We start from the raw sequence: 16,369 nt of genomic DNA, 5'->3' as shown, positions 1-16,369 counted from the left end.
GCCCTTCCAAAGAGTCCAGTCATCAGGAGAATCAGGTGAAAGAGACATCCGCCTGGGTTGCGCCCATGGAAACCCTTCCCGTCAGCCTCAGCCCCATTGCCGTCATGCAGAAAAAACACTTCGGCGCGGTGCTGAACCCCACGCGCTGGTGGGGGCGTATGCCGCGTCTTTTCTGGCTGGTGGCGCTGTTTGTCGGCTATCTGGAGCGGCGCAAGGCGCGTTTGACGCCAGTTCTGCGATCGCTGCTAATGACGCGGGTCTCGCAGATCTGCCACTGCGCATTTTGTATTGATGCCAACAGCCTGCGTCTGGCCGAGCGGAGCGGGGCGCTGGATAAAGTGCAGGCCGTCAGCGACTGGCAAAACTCCACCCTGTTCAGCGAAGAGGAGCGCGCGGCGCTGGCCTATGCGGAAGCGGTCAGCGCCACGCCGCCTCAGGTGGATGAAAATATCAAAAGTCTGCTGAAGCGCCACTTTACGGAAGAGACGATTACCGAAATGACGGCTCTGATTGCCTTTCAGAATCTTTCCGCCCGCTTTAACGCCGCGCTGGATATTCCGGCTCAGGGGCTGTGCGCCACGTTTAAAGGTAAACCGCATGCTGGATAAACATGTGCACCCCCGGCTGAAACCCGGGTTAAATCAGCTGGCCGCCGCGCTGGATAAACCCTTTATCACGCCTGATGGCCTAACGCTCGCCGGGTTTGCGATTGGCGTGCTGGCGTTACCGTTTCTGGCGCTGGGCTGGTATCCGGCGGCGCTGATCGCCATTGTGCTGAACCGGCTGCTGGATGGTCTGGACGGCGCGCTGGCGCGTCGCCGTGGCCTGACGGACGCGGGCGGGTTTCTTGATATCGCCCTCGACTTCCTGTTCTACGCCCTGGTGCCGTTTGGCTTCGCGCTGGCCGCCCCGGCTGATAATGCGATCGCCGCCGCCTGGCTGCTGTTCGCGTTTATGGGGACGGGCAGCAGCTTCCTGGCCTTTGCCGCGCTGGCGGGGAAGCATGATATCGACAACCCCGGCTACGCGCACAAGTCGCTTTATTACATTGGAGGATTAACGGAAGGAACGGAGACTATCGCGCTGTTTGTGCTGTGCTGCCTGTTTCCGGCGCATTTCGCGCTCTTTGCCTGGACGTTTGGCGCGTTGTGCTGGCTGACCACCACAACGCGCATCTGGAGCGGTTATATCACGCTGAAATCACTTCCCCGCTAGCGTGCGCTTTCCGGTCCGCGCTCCCCGGTGGAGACCGGGTTCTGCGGATGGCTGCTCCATTCGTACCAGCCGCCGTCGTAGACGGCAACGTTCTGCCAGCCCATGGCGCGGGCGTACATAAAGGCTTCAGACGCGCGCCAGCCGGTACCACAGTAAAACGCAACGTGCTGCTCCGGCAGGATATTCCACGTTTTCCACATGGCGGCAATATCATCGGCGCTGCGCATGGTGCCATCCGGATTGTGGAAATCTTCCATGTGGGTCGCGTCGCTGCCCGCATGGCCCCAGCGCGCACCGGCAATTTCACCTTTTGGCTTGATATAGCTGTAGCCGCTGGTTTCACCGATAAACTCTGGCCAGGAACGAATGCTCACCAGCGAGGCGTCCTGACGGTGCAGCATTCCCCGGGCCTGCTCCATATCCACCATCAGCCGGGGCTGGCCCGGGATCGGCGCGCCAAAATCAGGGGCTGGCTTCACCTTTGCAGGCGTTCCGCGCTCAACGGGCAGGCTGGCGTCGGACCACGCCTTCCAGCCGCCATCCAGAATTCGTACATCCTTCACGCCCGCGTAGAGCATGATCTGCGCCACGCGCGCGGCGGCATACACGTCGCGACCGTACAGAATGACGGTGGTATCGTGACGGATCCCGTGCTTCGCCAGCATCGCTTTCAGTTTTTCGTCAGAGACCTTATTCCACAGCGGTTCGCTTTCCACTTCATTGGTGTCGATATAGCCCGCACCGGGAATGTGGCTCAGGAGATAAAGCTTCGGCGCACCCCAGCCAGCCTCGATCACCTTCCACTCTCCGGCCGGTGCGGCGGTAACGGGTTTGCCCTGCTGCAACTGGCGGATCCACTGCGGATAAACCAGCTGTTCGAAATGCGCCAGACGTTGCAGACGATCGGATTGTTGCAGGGCATCGCTCAGGGTGGAGACGTGGGTAAAGCCCGCTTTCTCCAGCCGCGTTTTGACGGTCTGGTTGTCATCATCGTTGCCATAGAGCGCAACCGGCATGTCAGGCGTAAGCCGATGCTGTTTTGCCCAGCCGCTGAGCTGTTCATCGCTCATTGCCCCAAGCCAGCTGGCAGAGAGGTTAAGCGCGGCGGGTTCATGCCCGGACGTTCCGCTCAGGGTTTGCGGCCAGCCGTTATAGAACGCACTGATGCGCGTATCAATTACCGCGCCGTTTTGCGTCTGGAGCTGAGCCAGGGTGAGGGAGTGGGGCATATCAGCCGCCATGGAGGAGAGTGAGGCGAGGCCGCAGATCAGGGCCAGCGCGGTCAGTTGAGAAACACGTTTCATCGAAAAACCTGACGTCATTAAAAGAGGGTGGCATTGTCGTCTCTCCTGAAGCCAAAAACATTGCGTTAGCACATTATTGCCAGCGAGAAATCTCAATTACCTCCCCGCCGGGCGGAATATCGTCCTCATCATGCGTGACCAGCACCACCGGGATCCTGCGCTGGCGAGTGACCTCGAATACCCACGCCCGGAATGAGGCGCGCAGCGTTTTATCCAGTCGACTGAACGGCTCGTCGAGCAGCAATGCCTGCGGCTGGGCGAGAAGGGCGCGCAACAGGCTGACCCGGGCGCGCTCGCCGCCGGAAAGGGTCGCCGGATCGCTGGCGTAGTGGTTTGCCAGCCCGGCAGTGTCCAGGGCCTGCTCGACCGCGTTGTGGCGGGCCCGCCCGACGATGTGCGCCGGCAGCGCCAGCATCAGGTTTTGCCCCACGCTGAAGGCGTCAAACAGCAGGGCATCCTGAAACAGAATGCCGATCCCGCGCGTTTCCACGGGGAGCAGATCGCAGCGGCGATCGTTCAGCCACAGCTCGCCGTGCGCCTTAAAATCAGCGGATAACGCCCCCACCATCCAGGCGAAAAGGGTCGATTTTCCGCTCCCGGAGGGTCCCATCAGCGTGACGATCTCCCCCGCCGGGACGCGGAAGTTGACCTCACGTAAAAGTGGCGCAATGGTGAGATTTTTCACGGTCAGCATTAACGTAATCCTTGTCTGTGACGGCCCACGAGCCGGGAGAGCAGCGCGGCAAGGGCAAATACGCTGCTGGTCAACAGCAACAGACCCAGCGCCCGGCTGGCGAGGATTGGAATGCTGCCGCCGCTGCTGAGGGCGACCGCCTCCGTCGTCAGGGTGGTGAATCGTCCCGCGCCCAGCCAGAGGGTCGGCATGTACTGGGCCATGCTCACGGAAAAGCCGGTGGCAAAGGCCAGCAGGGCCGGACGAATCATCAGGGGGCATTTCACCAACCAGAAAATTTTCCCCTGTCGCCAGCCCAGCGTTCTGGCGGTGAGGATAAGCCGGGGATCGAGCCTGCGCCAGGCCGGTTGCAGCACCAGGAGCATCCACGGGAGGACCCAGAGCATATGGCTCCAGAGCACCGCAGCGTACTGGCCGTCGATGCCCAGCCACAGCGCTACGGCGTACTGACCGGACACGAGGGGCAGCGCCGGGAGGGCGAGCGGCAGCCAGATCCACACCGCGCCGCACTGGGGTCCCCACTCAAGCCAGAGCATGAGAATGGCCAGCGCTGTCAGGCTGGACAGCAGTCCCAGTGAAAGGCTGTCGCTGACGGGGCCGATGTCGTCCCGGCGTGCCAGCATCAGCAGAACCAGCGCACAGAGCACGCCGCAAAGCGGCAGTAACCCGCCCAGCGTCCGTGCGGGCAGCGCGCTATGCGAAGCGCGACGAACCCCGGAGGGGTCAGGCTGGGCGCGCCGCCATGCCGTCCAGAAGCCGTATCCCACCGCGGCAAGCGCCGCCAGCAGCAGGAGCAACACCAGACACAGCAAAGTTCCCTTTGTTTGCTGCTGCGCATCGCCCTGGGTGAGCCACTGCCAGGCCAGCACCGCCAGCGTCGGCGGGTTGCCCGGCCCGAGCACGATCGCCACATCCACCACGGAAAGCGACCAGGCGAGCACCGCCAGCATGACAGCGCCCAGCGCGGGGGCAATGGCCGGGAGGACGAGCCAGTTGAGCGCCTGCATGCGTCCGTAGCCGAAGGTATGCAGGACAATTTTCTGCTGGGCGAGGCGCTTTTCAGGCAGCGCGGCGTAGATTGCCCACAGAACAAACGCGCTCTCCTTAACCGCAAGCGTCAGGCCAAGCCCGATACCGTAGCGGTCAAGCTGCGGCGAACAGACTGTACAGATCCGGTAAAACTGCCCCCCTTCCGCAAACAGCAGCAGCGCGCTGGTGGCGAAGGCGACGTGCGGCACGGCTAACAGCAACGGCAGACGGGTGCTAAGGCGCTGCCAGCCTTCACCCGGCCAGAGAAGCGCAAGCAGGGTCAGGGCGACAAACAGTGAGCCCAGCGTCGCGATAAGCGTGGAAACCAGCGTGGCGGTCAGCGCCTGCGGCAGCTGCGGGTCGGCAAACAGCGTCGCCCAGTTGCCGGGAGAAAACGCCGGGGCCAGCAGCATGCCGCTGGCGGGAAGCAGTGGCAGATAGATGACCGCCATTGCCGCCCAGACCAGCCCGCTTAGCGGGTTCCGTAGCGGCGAAGCCATTCCTGCTCCAGGGCGTTAACCCAGGCGGCGTGCGGTTCGGGAAGTACATCAGGCGTGCCTGAGGGGGTAAAGGCGCGAAGCTGTTTTGCCGCTTTCGCAGGCAGTTTTTCGCCATCCAGCACGCTCGGGTCACCCCAGACGGCAGGATTGGCTTTGCGGATCTGCGCCTGCGGTGACAGCAGGAAATTCGCCACCATCTTCGCGCCTGCGCTCGCGCTGGCGTTTGCCGGGATAGCGACAAAATGGACGTTGCCGATCATGCCTTTGAGAAAGCCGAAACTGTAGCTGTCGGCAGGCAGTTCACCGCTCGCCACCTTTTGCATCGCATGGGCAGGGTTAAAGGTGAGCGACAGGTTCAGGCTGCCGCTGGCCAGCAGCGTATCCATTCGCGCTGGCGACGGAGGAAAATCGTTCCCTTCGCGCCACAGCAGGGGGTGCAGCGTATCAAGGTAATCCCACAGCGGCGCGGTGACCTGCGCAAAGGTACTGTCTGGCGCGTTTTTTAGCGCCTCCGGATGGGCGGTCAGCGCCAGCAGTAGCTGTTCAAGAAACGCCGTGCCGGTAAAATCCGGCGGTCGCGGATAGCTCACCTTACCAGGGTGCTGTCGGGCGTATACCAGCAGCGCGTGGGGATCTGCCGGTGGCGTCGGCGTACTCGCTTTACGGGCGATAAAGGTTAATTGCGCGCCGCCCCACGGGGATTCTGCCCCATCGGTCGGGATGGCAAAATCTTCCGTTACCGGTTTACGGGTATCGACGTAGCGCCAGTTGGGCAGGGTTTGCGCCCAGCCGGTGAGCAGCAGGTTTGCCGCTTTCAGGTTGCGGAAGTTTTCCCCGTTTACCCAGAGCAGATCCACCGACCCGTTACTCTTGCGTCCTGCGGCCTGTTCCGTCTGGATCCGCTTCACCGCGTCGGCGGCATCGGCCAGATGAACAATCTTCAGGTTGATGGCGTAGTGCGTTTTCATCTCGCCGCTCACCCAGTCGAGGTAGCGGTTAACGGCCTCGTCACCGCCCCAGGCGTTAAACCAGACGGTCTGCCCGGTGGCCTGTTGCTGAATGGATTGCCAGCTCTCTGCGGCGAAGGCAGAGGTTGCCAGCAGCAGACTCGTCAGAAACGCGCAAAAACGCACCCGGCGCATAATGCCTCACTTTTTAATCGAAGGGATGTAACGGGAAAACAGCCAGCGAGTGACCAGCGGTAATAACCCTAACAGTGTAAAGGCGAACAGCAGTCCCGGCGACAGAATATCGCGCAGCGAGGTGAGTTTCCCCAGCTCGCGTCCGGCGTTCAGATAAATGACGGTGGCAGGCAGCATTGCAAGCTGGCTGACCCACCAGTAGTGACGCACCCTGAGACGGGTTAGCCCCATCAGCAAATTGACCAGAAAGAACGGGAACAACGGCATCAGGCGCAGGGCAAAAAGGTAGCGCGCGCCGTCGCGATCCATCCCCGCATCGATCGTGCTCATCTGTGCGGCAAAGCGCCGCTGCACCCAGTCACGCAGCAGATAACGGCTGACGAGCATGGCAAGCGTGGCGCCGAGCGTCGAGGCAAATGACACCAACAGCGTCGCCTCCCACAGGCTGAAAAGCGCCCCGCCGAGCAGCGTCAGAAGCGCGGCTCCGGGGATCGACAGCGCGGAGAGCAGAACGTAAACCGCAAAATAGATCAGCGCGCTCTGAAGGGGCGCCTGCTCCACACGATCGAGCAACGTTTGCTGGTGCATTTTTAGCGTGTCGAGGGAGAGCATGCCCGGAGGAAGCAAAACAACGATCAAAACAAATGCGCCCAGAAGGGCGCACAGGAGACTGATTTTTTTAATATTCACTGAAGATTACAGCTTGAACGTTGCCCATACCGGCGCATGGTCGGACGGCTTTTCCATGCTGCGGATATCATAGTCGATACCGGTTTCGATGCAGCGTTCGGCCAGGGGAGCGCTCGCCAGCAGCAGGTCAATACGCAGGCCCCGGTTGTCATCAAAGCCTTTAGAGCGATAGTCAAACCACGAGAAGCGGTCCTGCGTCGCCGGGTTAGCCGTGCGGAAAGTATCCACCAGCCCCCAACCCAGCAGGCGCTCCATCCACTCGCGCTCCTCCGGCAGGAAAGAGCATTTGCCGGTACGCAGCCAGCGCTTACGGTTCTCTTCGCCAATACCGATATCCAGGTCCGTCGGGCTGATATTCATGTCGCCCATGATCAGCACCGGGTTTTCTTTTTTGAGTTCGGTTGTCAGGTAGTTTTGCAGATCCTGATAAAACTTCGCTTTGGCCGGGAATTTGGTTTCATGATCGCGGCTTTCACCTTGTGGGAAATAGCCGTTGATGACGGTCACATTGCCGAGCGCGGAAGGAATTTCCGCCATGATGATGCGGCGCTGCGCCTCTTCACCGTCCCCCGGGAAGCCACGACGCACCGACACCGGCGTATCTTTGGTCAGCAGCGCAACGCCGTAGTGGCCTTTCTGACCGTGGTAAAAAACGTTATAGCCCAGCTTCGCTACCTCTTCGAGCGGGAACATATCGTCGTGAACTTTTGTCTCCTGCAAGCCGATCACATCTGGCTGATGTTGCTCAACAATCGCTTCAAGCTGGTGAGGGCGGGCACGCAGGCCGTTGATATTAAAAGAGACAAATTTCATAGTCGCTGCCAATGCAAGGTGAATAGTGCAAGGATGGTAGCAGAATTTACGTCGTCTGTTATCCGCTTCGCCCAATTACTGCGACAGATGATGCCGACGGTGCAATATTTGCACCATTTCGGCGCGTTTTGCCCTCGAACAGGGCGTAAAGCACCGATAAATTTCGCGAGCGATCACAATTCCAGAATTATATTTGGCCTCTGCATACTCTTTCTTGTTTTCATGCGGCAAAGCGCCGCTTGTCGTAAAAATATTCACTATTTATGCATTAAAAGTGAATAACTCCATATTGTAACTCATTGATATTCTGTTACCCCAACCCGTTTATGCATTTTTATCGCTGGCTGGCACGAACGCTGCAATCTACATTCACAGTGCAAACACTCAATTATTTAACATTTAAACAACCTTTTATTTACCGGATGAGGTCGCTATGTCTCTGTCAGTTACGCGTGAAAATTTCGATGAATGGATGATGCCGGTGTACGCTCCGGCGGCTTTTATTCCGGTACGTGGGGAAGGCTCTCGCCTGTGGGATCAGCAGGGCAAAGAGTATATCGACTTTGCGGGTGGGATTGCGGTGAATGCGCTGGGGCATGCAAACCCGGCGCTGCGGCAGGCGCTGAATGACCAGGCGGCGAAATTCTGGCATACCGGCAACGGTTATACCAACGAACCGGCGTTGCGTCTGGCGAAGAAGCTGATCGACGCCACTTTCGCAGACAAAGTCTTTTTCTGTAACTCCGGCGCGGAAGCGAACGAAGCGGCGCTGAAGCTGGCGCGCAAATATGCGCATGATAAATTCGGCACGCACAAGAGCGGCATCGTAGCCTTTAAAAATGCTTTTCATGGTCGCACGCTGTTTACCGTCAGTGCGGGTGGTCAGCCCTCATATTCTCAGGATTTTGCACCGCTGCCGCCGGATATCCGTCATGCGGCGTATAACGATTTACACTCTGCCAGCGAGCTGATTGACGACACCACCTGTGCGGTGATTGTCGAGCCCATGCAGGGGGAAGGCGGCGTCATGCCCGCCCAGAAAGCGTTCCTGCAAGGGCTGCGCGAGCTGTGCGATCGGCATAACGCGGTCCTGATTTTTGACGAAGTCCAGACCGGCGTGGGCCGCACGGGTGAGCTGTACGCCTACATGCACTATGGCGTGACCCCGGATGTGCTCTCAACAGCCAAAGCGCTCGGCGGCGGTTTCCCGGTGGGGGCGATGCTGACCACCGATAAATTCGCCAGCGTGATGACCGTGGGCACCCATGGCACCACATACGGCGGCAACCCGCTGGCAACCGCTGTCGCCGGACAGGTGCTGGATATCATCAACACCCCTGAGGTGCTGAACGGCGTGAAGCAGCGTCACCAGTGGTTTGTTGAGCGCCTTACCGCCATCAATAACCAGACCGGCCTGTTCAACGAGATCCGCGGTCTGGGGCTGTTGATTGGCTGTGAACTTGCCCCTGAGTTTGCCGGCAAAGCGAAGCTGATTTCACAGGAAGCGGCAAAGCAGGGCGTAATGGTGCTGATTGCCGGTGCTAACGTGGTGCGGTTTGCCCCTGCGCTGATCGTCAGCGAGGAAGAGGTCAGAACCGGGTTAGATCGTTTTGCGCTGGCCTGCGAACAGGTGAAGGCCGGGGTGTCATCATGATGGTCATCCGTCCCGTTGCGCACGGCGATCTCGCCGGGCTTATGCAGCTTGCCGGTAAGACAGGGGGCGGGCTGACCTCGCTGCCTGCCGATGAAAAAACGCTGTCGGCGCGCATTGAGCGCGCCCTGCAAACCTGGCAGGGGACGTTGCCAAAAAGCGAACAGGGCTATGTGTTCGTGCTGGAAGATACTGACACGGGAACCGTGGCGGGGATTTGCGCTATCGAGGTGGCCGTCGGGCTTAACGATCCGTGGTACAACTACCGCGTCGGCACGATGGTCCACGCCTCGAAAGAGCTGAACGTTTACAACGCGCTGCCGACGCTCTTCCTCTGTAATGACCATACCGGCGCCAGCGAACTCTGCACCCTGTTTCTCGATCCGGACTGGCGCAAAGAGGGCAACGGTTATCTGCTCTCCAAATCGCGCTTTATGTTTATGGCCGCCTTTCGCGACCGCTTCAACGAAAAAGTGGTCGCGGAGATGCGCGGCGTGATTGATGAGACGGGCTACTCGCCGTTCTGGGAGAGTCTGGGCGAACGCTTCTTCTCCATGGAATTTAGTCGGGCGGATTACCTGTGCGGTACCGGTCAGAAGGCGTTTATCGCCGAGTTAATGCCGAAGCATCCTATTTATACCCATTTCTTAACCCCGGAAGCGCAGGCGGTGATCGGCGAAGTTCACCCGCAAACCGCTCCGGCTCGCGCGGTGCTGGAGAAAGAGGGATTTCGCTACCGTAACTACGTTGACATCTTCGACGGCGGCCCGACGCTGGAATGCGACATTGACCGCGTTCGCGCCATCCGTAAAAGCCGCCTGGTTGAGGTTTCAGAAGGCCAGCCCGCGCCGGGCGAGTGGCCAGCCTGCCTGGTCTCGAACGAGAATTACACCAACTTCCGCGCCATGCTGGTGCGAACCAACCCAACATGCGAGCGTCTGGTACTGACGGCTGCGCAACTGGATGCCCTGAAATGTAACGCTGGCGACACGGTTCGCCTGGTGCGGCTCTGCCCTGAGGAGAAAACAGCATGACTCTATGGATTAACGGTGACTGGGTAACGGGCGAAGGTGACGCGCGGGCAAAAACTAACCCGGTCGGCCAGGAGGTGCTCTGGTCGGGGAACGACGCCAGCGCCGGGCAGGTTGAGCAGGCCTGCCAGGCTGCACGCCGCGCGTTTCCGGCATGGGCGAAACGGCCATTCTCCGAGCGCCAGGCGCTGGTTGAGAAATTTGCTGCGCTGCTGGAGGCTAATAAGGCCGAGCTGACCCGCATCATTGCCTGCGAAACCAGCAAGCCGCGCTGGGAGGCAACAACCGAAGTCACGGCGATGATCAACAAAATTGCGATATCGGTGAAGGCGTACCATACCCGCACCGGCGAGCAGCATACCGAGATGCCAGACGGCGCCGCCACGCTGCGCCACCGTCCGCACGGGGTGCTGGCGGTGTTTGGCCCGTATAACTTCCCCGGGCATCTGCCGAACGGGCACATTGTGCCTGCGCTGCTGGCGGGGAATACCGTCATCTTCAAGCCGAGTGAGTTAACCCCCTTAACCGGAGAAGCAGTGGTAAAACTCTGGGAGCAGGCGGGGCTGCCGCCGGGGGTGCTGAATCTGGTGCAGGGCGGGCGTGAAACCGGTCAGGCGCTGAGTGCGCTGAGCGACATTGACGGTCTGCTGTTTACCGGTAGTGCCGGAACGGGGTATCAGCTGCATCGTCAGCTGGCGGGGCAGCCGGAAAAAATTCTGGCGCTGGAGATGGGCGGCAACAACCCGCTGATTGTGGAAGATCCGGATGATATCGATGCCGCGGTCCACCTGACCATTCAGTCGGCGTTTATTACCGCCGGACAGCGCTGCACCTGCGCCCGCCGCCTGCTGGTTAAGCGCGGCGCGCAGGGGGATGCGTTCCTGAAGCGTCTGGTGGAGGTGAGCGCGCGCCTGGTTCCCGCGAAATGGGATGCCGAGCCGCAGCCGTTTATCGGCGGGCTGATCTCCGCGCAGGCGGCGCTGAACGTGCTGAAAGCATGGCAGGAGCACGTGGCGCGCGGGGCGAAAACCCTGCTGGAGCCGAAGCTGGTTCAGCCGGGCACGTCGCTGCTGACGCCGGGGATTATTGAGATGAGTGCGACGAGCAACGTGCCGGATGAAGAGGTCTTTGGCCCGCTGCTGTGCGTCTGGCGCTATGACGATTTTGAGTCGGCGATCGAGATGGCCAACAACACCCGCTACGGCCTGTCGAGCGGCGTGATATCGCCGCATCGCGAGAAATTCGAACAGCTGCTGCTGGAAGCGCGCGCCGGGATCGTGAACTGGAACAAACCGCTGACCGGTGCGGCGAGCACCGCGCCGTTTGGTGGCGTAGGGGCGTCGGGCAACCATCGTGCCAGCGCCTGGTATGCCGCCGATTACTGCGCGTGGCCGATGGCAAGCCTGGAAACCCCGGCGCTGACGCTGCCGGAGACGCTGAATCCGGGGCTGGATTTTACAGAGGGTGACGCCCATGAAAGCGCGTGAGGTTAACTTTGACGGCCTCGTGGGGCTGACACACCACTATGCCGGGCTGTCGTTCGGTAATGAAGCCTCGACGAAGCACCGTTTCCAGGTCTCGAACCCGAAGCTGGCGGCGAAGCAGGGGTTACTGAAAATGAAGGCGCTGTCCGATGCCGGTTTCCCGCAGGCGGTGATCCCGCCGCAGGAGCGCCCAAACGTGGCCGTGCTGCGCCAGCTGGGATTCAGCGGTACGGATGAACAGGTGGTGGAAAAAGCAGGCACGCAGACGCCACACCTGCTTTCCGCGGCCAGTTCAGCCTCCTCGATGTGGGTGGCGAATGCCGCCACCGTCGCGCCGTCGGCGGATACGCTGGACGGCAAAGTGCATCTGACCGTTGCTAACCTGAACAACAAATTCCACCGCGCCAGCGAAGCGGAGACCACCGGGCGCGTGCTGCGCGCCATTTTTAATCATGATGCTCATTTTGAGGTGCATTCGGCGCTGCCGCAGGTTGCGATGTTTGGCGATGAAGGGGCGGCAAACCACAACCGTCTGGGCGGCGACTATGGCGATCCGGGTTTACAGCTGTTTATCTATGGACGGGAAGAGGGCGGCCACGCCGCGCCGGTTCGTTATCCGGCGAGACAAACCTTAGCCGCAAGCCAGGCGGTTGCGCGGCTGAACCAGGTTAATCCTTCTCAGGTGATTTTTGCCCAGCAAAATCCGCAGGTGATCGACCAGGGCGTGTTTCATAACGACGTCATTGCCGTTTCCAACCGTCAGGTGCTGTTCTGCCACGAGCAGGCGTTTGCCCATCAGGAAAAGTTGCTGGCCACGCTGCGCGAACGGGTGCCGGGATTTATGCCGATTCAGGTGCCCACGCAGGCGGTAAGCGTGCAGGATGCGGTCGAAACGTATCTGTTCAACAGCCAGCTGCTGAGCCGGGATGACGGCAGCATGATGCTGGTGCTGCCGCAGGAGTCCCGCAACCATCAGGGCGTCTGGCGCTATCTCAGCGAACTGGTGCAGGCGGATAACCCGATTGATGAACTGCGCGTGTTTGATCTGCGGGAAAGTATGGCCAACGGCGGGGGACCGGCGTGCCTGCGACTGCGCGTGGTGTTAACGCCGGAGGAGATGCAGGCCGTGAATCCGGCGGTGATGATGAACGACACGCTGTTCAATACCCTCAATGACTGGGTGGACCGCTATTATCGCGACCGTCTGGTTCAGGCCGATCTGGTTGACCCGCAGCTGCTGCGCGAAGGCCGCGAGGCGCTGGATGCATTATCGACCATCCTGCAACTGGGATCGGTTTATCCGTTCCAGCGCTAAGGAGACGATATGGAAAACCTACTGGCGCTAACGCTGGCTGAAGAGACACCGGAGCGGCACGAGGGGAAAGGCCCTTCGTTCCACTGGCGATGGCTGGGGCCGGGCGTGCTTGAACTGACGCCGACGGGGGAATATGACCTGTCGCTGCTGCTTTCGACCGGCATTCACGGAAACGAAACCGCGCCCGTGGAGATTGTCGATCTTTTGCTGCGCGCGCTGTATCGCGCAGAGATCACGCTGCACTGCCGTCTGCTGGTGGTGCTGGGAAATCCGCCTGCGCTGGCGCAAAACAAGCGGTATCTCGTGAGCGACATCAACCGCATGTTTGGTGGTCGCTGGGCGCAGTTTCCACAGAGTGATGAGACGACTCGCGCGCAATGGCTGGAGAAGGTGGTCACGGCGTTTTTTGCCGGGGCGGGGGAAACGCGCTGGCATCTCGATCTGCATACGGCCATTCGCGCCTCGTACCACGTGCGTTTTGGCGTGTTACCGCAGCGTGATCAGCCGTGGGATGAGGCGTTTCTGACCTGGCTTGGCGACGCGGGGCTGGAGGCGCTGGTCTTCCACCAGACGCCAGGCGGCACGTTTACCCACTTCACCTGCGAGAATGTTGGCGCGTTATCCTGCACCCTGGAGCTGGGAAAAGCGCTGCCGTTCGGGCAAAACGACCTGACGCGTTTTGCCCCTACGCATCAGGCGCTTCGGGCGTTGCTCGCCGGGGTTGCGCCGGAACCCTCCCGGGAACCCGTTGTGCGCTATCGGGTCGTGCAGCAGATCACGCGTCAAAGCGAGGCTTTCCAGCTACATATGGCGCCCCATACGCTGAACTTTACGCCGTTTCGCCAGGGCGTCCTGCTGGCGGAAGATGGTGAGACGCGCTATGCGGTACAGAAATCCACGGAATATGTTTTATTTCCTAATCCGTCGGTCGCGTTTGGTTTGCGAGCTGGCCTGATGCTGGAAAAAATGCTCTGATCGTCTCCCCTCGCGCAGACCGGAGGGGAAATGAAGAATAAATTTCTTAGCGTTAAAAGCGCTCTGGTATTGTTTGCGGAATATTCCTGGAGAATTGCTTTATTATTAAACGGCACTTCGCTATACTTCTCCATAATCTCTTTAAAATCATCCTGTTGAATATTTTTGTTTCATCTCTCCACGCTTTTCCTTAATTTCTCCACAATTGGCGAAAAGTTGTTTTTTACACTTTCATTGTTTTACCGTTGCTCTGACTAATTGACGATAAACCCCGTAAAGTTAATCTCGTCAACACGGCATAGCGCCGAAGAATAACTGAAAGTAAGGAAAGACATTATGCGTAAATTAACTGCACTGTTTGTTGCCTCTACCCTGGCTCTGGGCGCTACCAGCATGGCGTTCGCCGCCGATACCGCGACCACTACCGCCGCGCCGACGGAAGGCAAAATGATGATGCATCATAAAGGCAAGCCGGGTATGCACCATGAGATGATGATGTTTAAAGATCTGAACCTCACCGATGCGCAGAAGCAGCAGATCCGCGACATCATGAAAAGCCAGCGTGACCAGATGAAACGTCCTCCGCTGGAAGAGCGCCGCGCAATGCATGACATCATTGCCAGCGACAGCTTCGATAAAGCAAAAGCGGAAGCGCAGATCGACAAAATGGCCGAGCAGCATAAAGCGCGCATGCTGGCCCACATGGAAACCCAGAACAAGATTTACAACATTCTGACGCCGGAACAGAAAAAGCAATTTAATGCCAATTTTGAGAAGCGTCTGACAGAACGTGCAGCGCCGGAAGGTAAAATGCCTGCACCAACCGAATAATCGGTTCACTCTCTTAAGACCGCCGGGCTCCTGTCTACAAAAGCGAAAACGCTGTGGACAGGACCGGCGGTTTTTCTTTTATCCCATGCCTAAGGTCTGGCCTGACTGCTGCCGATAATACGTCTGTGAAAATGCCCTGGCGCACGGTGCGTCCTTCAGGAGTGGTCATGGAATTCTTTGATATCCGTAAAATGCCGGTCAGTCTCTGGCGTAATGGTGCGGGTGAGACGCGTGAGATTTGCTGTTTTCCTCCCGCGACGCGGGATTTTTTCTGGCGGGCCAGTATTGCCTCCATCGCCAGTAACGGCGAATTTTCCGCGTTCCCGGGCGTTGACCGGGTGATTACGCTGCTGGAGGGCGGCGAGGTGACCCTGGATGCAGGCAGGGCGTTTTGTCATACCCTGAAGCATCATCAGCCTTACCGATTTGCGGGCGATCTGGCGGTGAAAGCCGTGCTCACAGAGGGGCAAATGTCGATGGACTTCAACATCATGACCCGACGGGATTGCTGCCAGGCAAAGGTGCGCGTTGCTACCCGGACGTTCACTACCTTCGCATCACGCGGTGGGGTGGCATTCGTATTAAGCGGCGCCTGGCAACTGGGCGACAAATTACTGACCGCCGATCAGGGCGCCAGCTGGGAAGCGGGCAGCCATACCCTCCGTTTACTGGAAACGAAGGGGTCGCTGCTGTTCAGTGAAATTACCTGGCTGCCGGGTCACTGAGGACGATGATCTCATATTTTCCGGTTAACAGTGGCTTGCAGAGAATTTTGTAACCATCCTGATCGAAACCGGCAGGGGTGCGCAGCAGAGCGGTAGCGTCATCCAGACTTTCAACGGCGCCAAGCCAGAGCCAGTTGCGGATGATGTGATAGTGCGTCATCCCATCGCGGGTTTCTTTCAGCGCCACCGCGCCTTCCCACGGCCAGCAGTTAACGCTGATAGAGGCCAGGCCAGCCATAAACCGGGCATGATGTTCTTCAACGCTCTCTTTTCCACAGCACGCCCCGGCGCAGCGTTTCAGCGCGGAGCGGAAACAGGCGCGACCGCGGGTGGTGGCTTCCAGTCCTAACAGGCCGTAACAAAGCTGTAATTCATCAGCCAGGGATTGCAGGGTTTGCAGTGCGGCACGTTTATTGGCAAACAGACCGTAAAGATTGGGTTCATGCGAAAAATCCACTTCCCGGGCATAAACGACCTGCGGTTTTCCTGCGTTAATCTGCAAGGAACACAGCTGGCGGTTGCGGCGCAGGCGCTTGTTAAACAGCGGCTGCTGTTCCTTGATGAGCCGGGCTTCGAGCAGAAGCGCACCCAGTTCGCCTGCCGTCTCGATCCAGGTGATCCGCCGGGACTGCCTGAGCATCGATGCTTCATCCGGCGTACGCAGGTGCGACATCACCCGGCTGCGGATATTCACGCTTTTGCCGATATAGAGCGGCATGGTGTCGCTGTCGCCGTGGAAGAAATAGACGCCAGGCTGTTTAGGCAGTGCCTCAAGCCAGGGGCGAAGATGCTCGGGATATTCGTAGATAGCCGCCGCTTCAAACTCAAGACGCGGGGCGGATTGACGCCTGCTCACATACTGCTCCATATACTGTTCAGGCATACAGTGTAGCAGGTGTTCGGTGGTTAAAAAAGAGCCGGGTGGCGGCTACGCCTTACCCGGCCTGCAAAGCGGAGTTACCGTTTTGCT

16 protein-coding genes are annotated in these 16,369 nt (G+C 59.4%); 9 read left to right on the top strand and 7 right to left on the bottom strand.

Features of this window, described 5'->3' with window-relative positions; translation table 11 throughout:
* The first annotated feature begins 35 nt into the window (after positions 1–35).
* Both RHN82_RS00865 and RHN82_RS00860 read left to right on the top strand, forming a co-directional pair.
* Positions 36–608 (top strand): carboxymuconolactone decarboxylase family protein, encoded by a 573-nt coding sequence (locus tag RHN82_RS00865; protein ID WP_047051496.1) that lies wholly within the window; start codon positions 36–38, stop codon positions 606–608.
* Positions 598–1,215, top strand: coding sequence for a CDP-alcohol phosphatidyltransferase family protein (locus RHN82_RS00860; RefSeq protein WP_047051495.1), 618 nt, complete (start codon positions 598–600; stop codon positions 1,213–1,215). The genes RHN82_RS00865 and RHN82_RS00860 overlap by 11 nt, the downstream gene beginning before the upstream one ends.
* Here RHN82_RS00860 and RHN82_RS00855 read toward each other — a convergent pair.
* The 6 genes from RHN82_RS00855 to xthA form a co-directional block, all read right to left on the bottom strand.
* Entirely contained in the window at positions 1,212–2,519 is a 1,308-nt protein-coding gene (locus RHN82_RS00855; RefSeq protein ID WP_047051528.1) for a sulfurtransferase, read from the bottom strand. The genes RHN82_RS00860 and RHN82_RS00855 overlap by 4 nt on opposite strands.
* A gap of 73 nt (positions 2,520–2,592) precedes the next feature.
* Positions 2,593–3,213 (bottom strand): ATP-binding cassette domain-containing protein, encoded by a 621-nt coding sequence (locus RHN82_RS00850; protein WP_047051493.1) that lies wholly within the window; start codon positions 3,211–3,213, stop codon positions 2,593–2,595.
* Entirely contained in the window at positions 3,213–4,742 is a 1,530-nt protein-coding gene (locus RHN82_RS00845; RefSeq protein ID WP_047051491.1) for an ABC transporter permease subunit, read from the bottom strand. The genes RHN82_RS00850 and RHN82_RS00845 overlap by 1 nt, the downstream gene beginning before the upstream one ends.
* On the bottom strand, positions 4,715–5,884 hold the full coding sequence (locus RHN82_RS00840) for an ABC transporter substrate-binding protein (protein ID WP_072203531.1): 1,170 nt from the start codon (positions 5,882–5,884) through the stop codon (positions 4,715–4,717). Before RHN82_RS00840 ends, RHN82_RS00845 begins: the two co-directional genes overlap by 28 nt.
* Before the next feature lie 6 nt (positions 5,885–5,890).
* Positions 5,891–6,574 carry a TVP38/TMEM64 family protein gene (locus RHN82_RS00835; protein WP_047051490.1) on the bottom strand — a complete coding sequence of 228 codons (684 nt, stop codon included), beginning with the start codon at positions 6,572–6,574 and terminating at the stop codon, positions 5,891–5,893.
* 6 nt (positions 6,575–6,580) lie between these two features.
* Complete coding sequence (xthA, locus tag RHN82_RS00830; protein ID WP_047051489.1) at positions 6,581–7,387, bottom strand: exodeoxyribonuclease III; 807 nt, start codon at positions 7,385–7,387, stop codon at positions 6,581–6,583.
* Positions 7,388–7,820: 433 nt separating this feature from the next.
* On the opposite strand from xthA, the gene RHN82_RS00825 reads away from it, so the two are divergent.
* The 7 genes from RHN82_RS00825 (at position 7,821) to ves (ending at position 15,399) form a co-directional block, all read left to right on the top strand.
* A complete protein-coding gene (locus tag RHN82_RS00825) occupies positions 7,821–9,041 on the top strand; it encodes an aspartate aminotransferase family protein (RefSeq protein WP_047051487.1) in 1,221 nt (406 codons plus the stop codon).
* Positions 9,038–10,072 carry an arginine N-succinyltransferase gene (gene astA, locus RHN82_RS00820; protein WP_015570755.1) on the top strand — a complete coding sequence of 345 codons (1,035 nt, stop codon included), beginning with the start codon at positions 9,038–9,040 and terminating at the stop codon, positions 10,070–10,072. The genes RHN82_RS00825 and astA overlap by 4 nt, the downstream gene beginning before the upstream one ends.
* A complete protein-coding gene (gene astD, locus RHN82_RS00815) occupies positions 10,069–11,556 on the top strand; it encodes a succinylglutamate-semialdehyde dehydrogenase (RefSeq protein WP_047051485.1) in 1,488 nt (495 codons plus the stop codon). The genes astA and astD overlap by 4 nt, the downstream gene beginning before the upstream one ends.
* On the top strand, positions 11,543–12,868 hold the full coding sequence (gene astB, locus RHN82_RS00810; protein ID WP_047051483.1) for an N-succinylarginine dihydrolase: 1,326 nt from the start codon (positions 11,543–11,545) through the stop codon (positions 12,866–12,868). Before astD ends, astB begins: the two co-directional genes overlap by 14 nt.
* A gap of 9 nt (positions 12,869–12,877) precedes the next feature.
* A complete protein-coding gene (gene astE / locus RHN82_RS00805) occupies positions 12,878–13,843 on the top strand; it encodes a succinylglutamate desuccinylase (protein ID WP_047051482.1) in 966 nt (321 codons plus the stop codon).
* Between the two features lie 336 nt (positions 13,844–14,179).
* Complete coding sequence (gene spy, locus RHN82_RS00800) at positions 14,180–14,674, top strand: ATP-independent periplasmic protein-refolding chaperone Spy (protein WP_015570753.1); 495 nt, start codon at positions 14,180–14,182, stop codon at positions 14,672–14,674.
* A gap of 167 nt (positions 14,675–14,841) precedes the next feature.
* Entirely contained in the window at positions 14,842–15,399 is a 558-nt protein-coding gene (gene ves, locus RHN82_RS00795) for an environmental stress-induced protein Ves (RefSeq protein WP_017384666.1), read from the top strand.
* Here the strand turns inward: ves and cho are convergent.
* Positions 15,377–16,267: an excinuclease Cho gene (gene cho / locus RHN82_RS00790; RefSeq protein WP_199802062.1), complete on the bottom strand. Its 891-nt coding sequence runs from the start codon at positions 16,265–16,267 to the stop codon at positions 15,377–15,379. The genes ves and cho overlap by 23 nt on opposite strands.
* Positions 16,268–16,369 lie beyond the last annotated feature (102 nt).

This window comes from Enterobacter cloacae complex sp. EB5 (assembly GCF_031432835.1).
GTDB classification, from domain to species: domain Bacteria; phylum Pseudomonadota; class Gammaproteobacteria; order Enterobacterales; family Enterobacteriaceae; genus Enterobacter; species Enterobacter hormaechei_C.
This window is presented reverse-complemented; position numbering and strand designations above follow the sequence as displayed.

Bases quoted from the DNA above. Each gene is read 5' to 3' on its own strand.
- RHN82_RS00860 (WP_047051495.1), top strand. From the start codon at position 598: ATGCTGGATAAACATGTGCACCCCCGGCTGAAACCCGGGTTAAATCAG.
- RHN82_RS00855 (WP_047051528.1), bottom strand. From the start codon at position 2,519: ATGAAACGTGTTTCTCAACTGACCGCGCTGGCCCTGATCTGCGGCCTC.
- RHN82_RS00850 (WP_047051493.1), bottom strand. From the start codon at position 3,213: ATGCTGACCGTGAAAAATCTCACCATTGCGCCACTTTTACGTGAGGTC.
- RHN82_RS00845 (WP_047051491.1), bottom strand. From the start codon at position 4,742: ATGGCTTCGCCGCTACGGAACCCGCTAAGCGGGCTGGTCTGGGCGGCA.
- RHN82_RS00840 (WP_072203531.1), bottom strand. From the start codon at position 5,884: ATGCGCCGGGTGCGTTTTTGCGCGTTTCTGACGAGTCTGCTGCTGGCA.
- xthA (WP_047051489.1), bottom strand. From the start codon at position 7,387: ATGAAATTTGTCTCTTTTAATATCAACGGCCTGCGTGCCCGCCCTCAC.
- RHN82_RS00825 (WP_047051487.1), top strand. From the start codon at position 7,821: ATGTCTCTGTCAGTTACGCGTGAAAATTTCGATGAATGGATGATGCCG.
- astA (WP_015570755.1), top strand. From the start codon at position 9,038: ATGATGGTCATCCGTCCCGTTGCGCACGGCGATCTCGCCGGGCTTATG.
- astD (WP_047051485.1), top strand. From the start codon at position 10,069: ATGACTCTATGGATTAACGGTGACTGGGTAACGGGCGAAGGTGACGCG.
- astB (WP_047051483.1), top strand. From the start codon at position 11,543: ATGAAAGCGCGTGAGGTTAACTTTGACGGCCTCGTGGGGCTGACACAC.
- astE (WP_047051482.1), top strand. From the start codon at position 12,878: ATGGAAAACCTACTGGCGCTAACGCTGGCTGAAGAGACACCGGAGCGG.
- spy (WP_015570753.1), top strand. From the start codon at position 14,180: ATGCGTAAATTAACTGCACTGTTTGTTGCCTCTACCCTGGCTCTGGGC.
- ves (WP_017384666.1), top strand. From the start codon at position 14,842: ATGGAATTCTTTGATATCCGTAAAATGCCGGTCAGTCTCTGGCGTAAT.
- cho (WP_199802062.1), bottom strand. From the start codon at position 16,267: ATGGAGCAGTATGTGAGCAGGCGTCAATCCGCCCCGCGTCTTGAGTTT.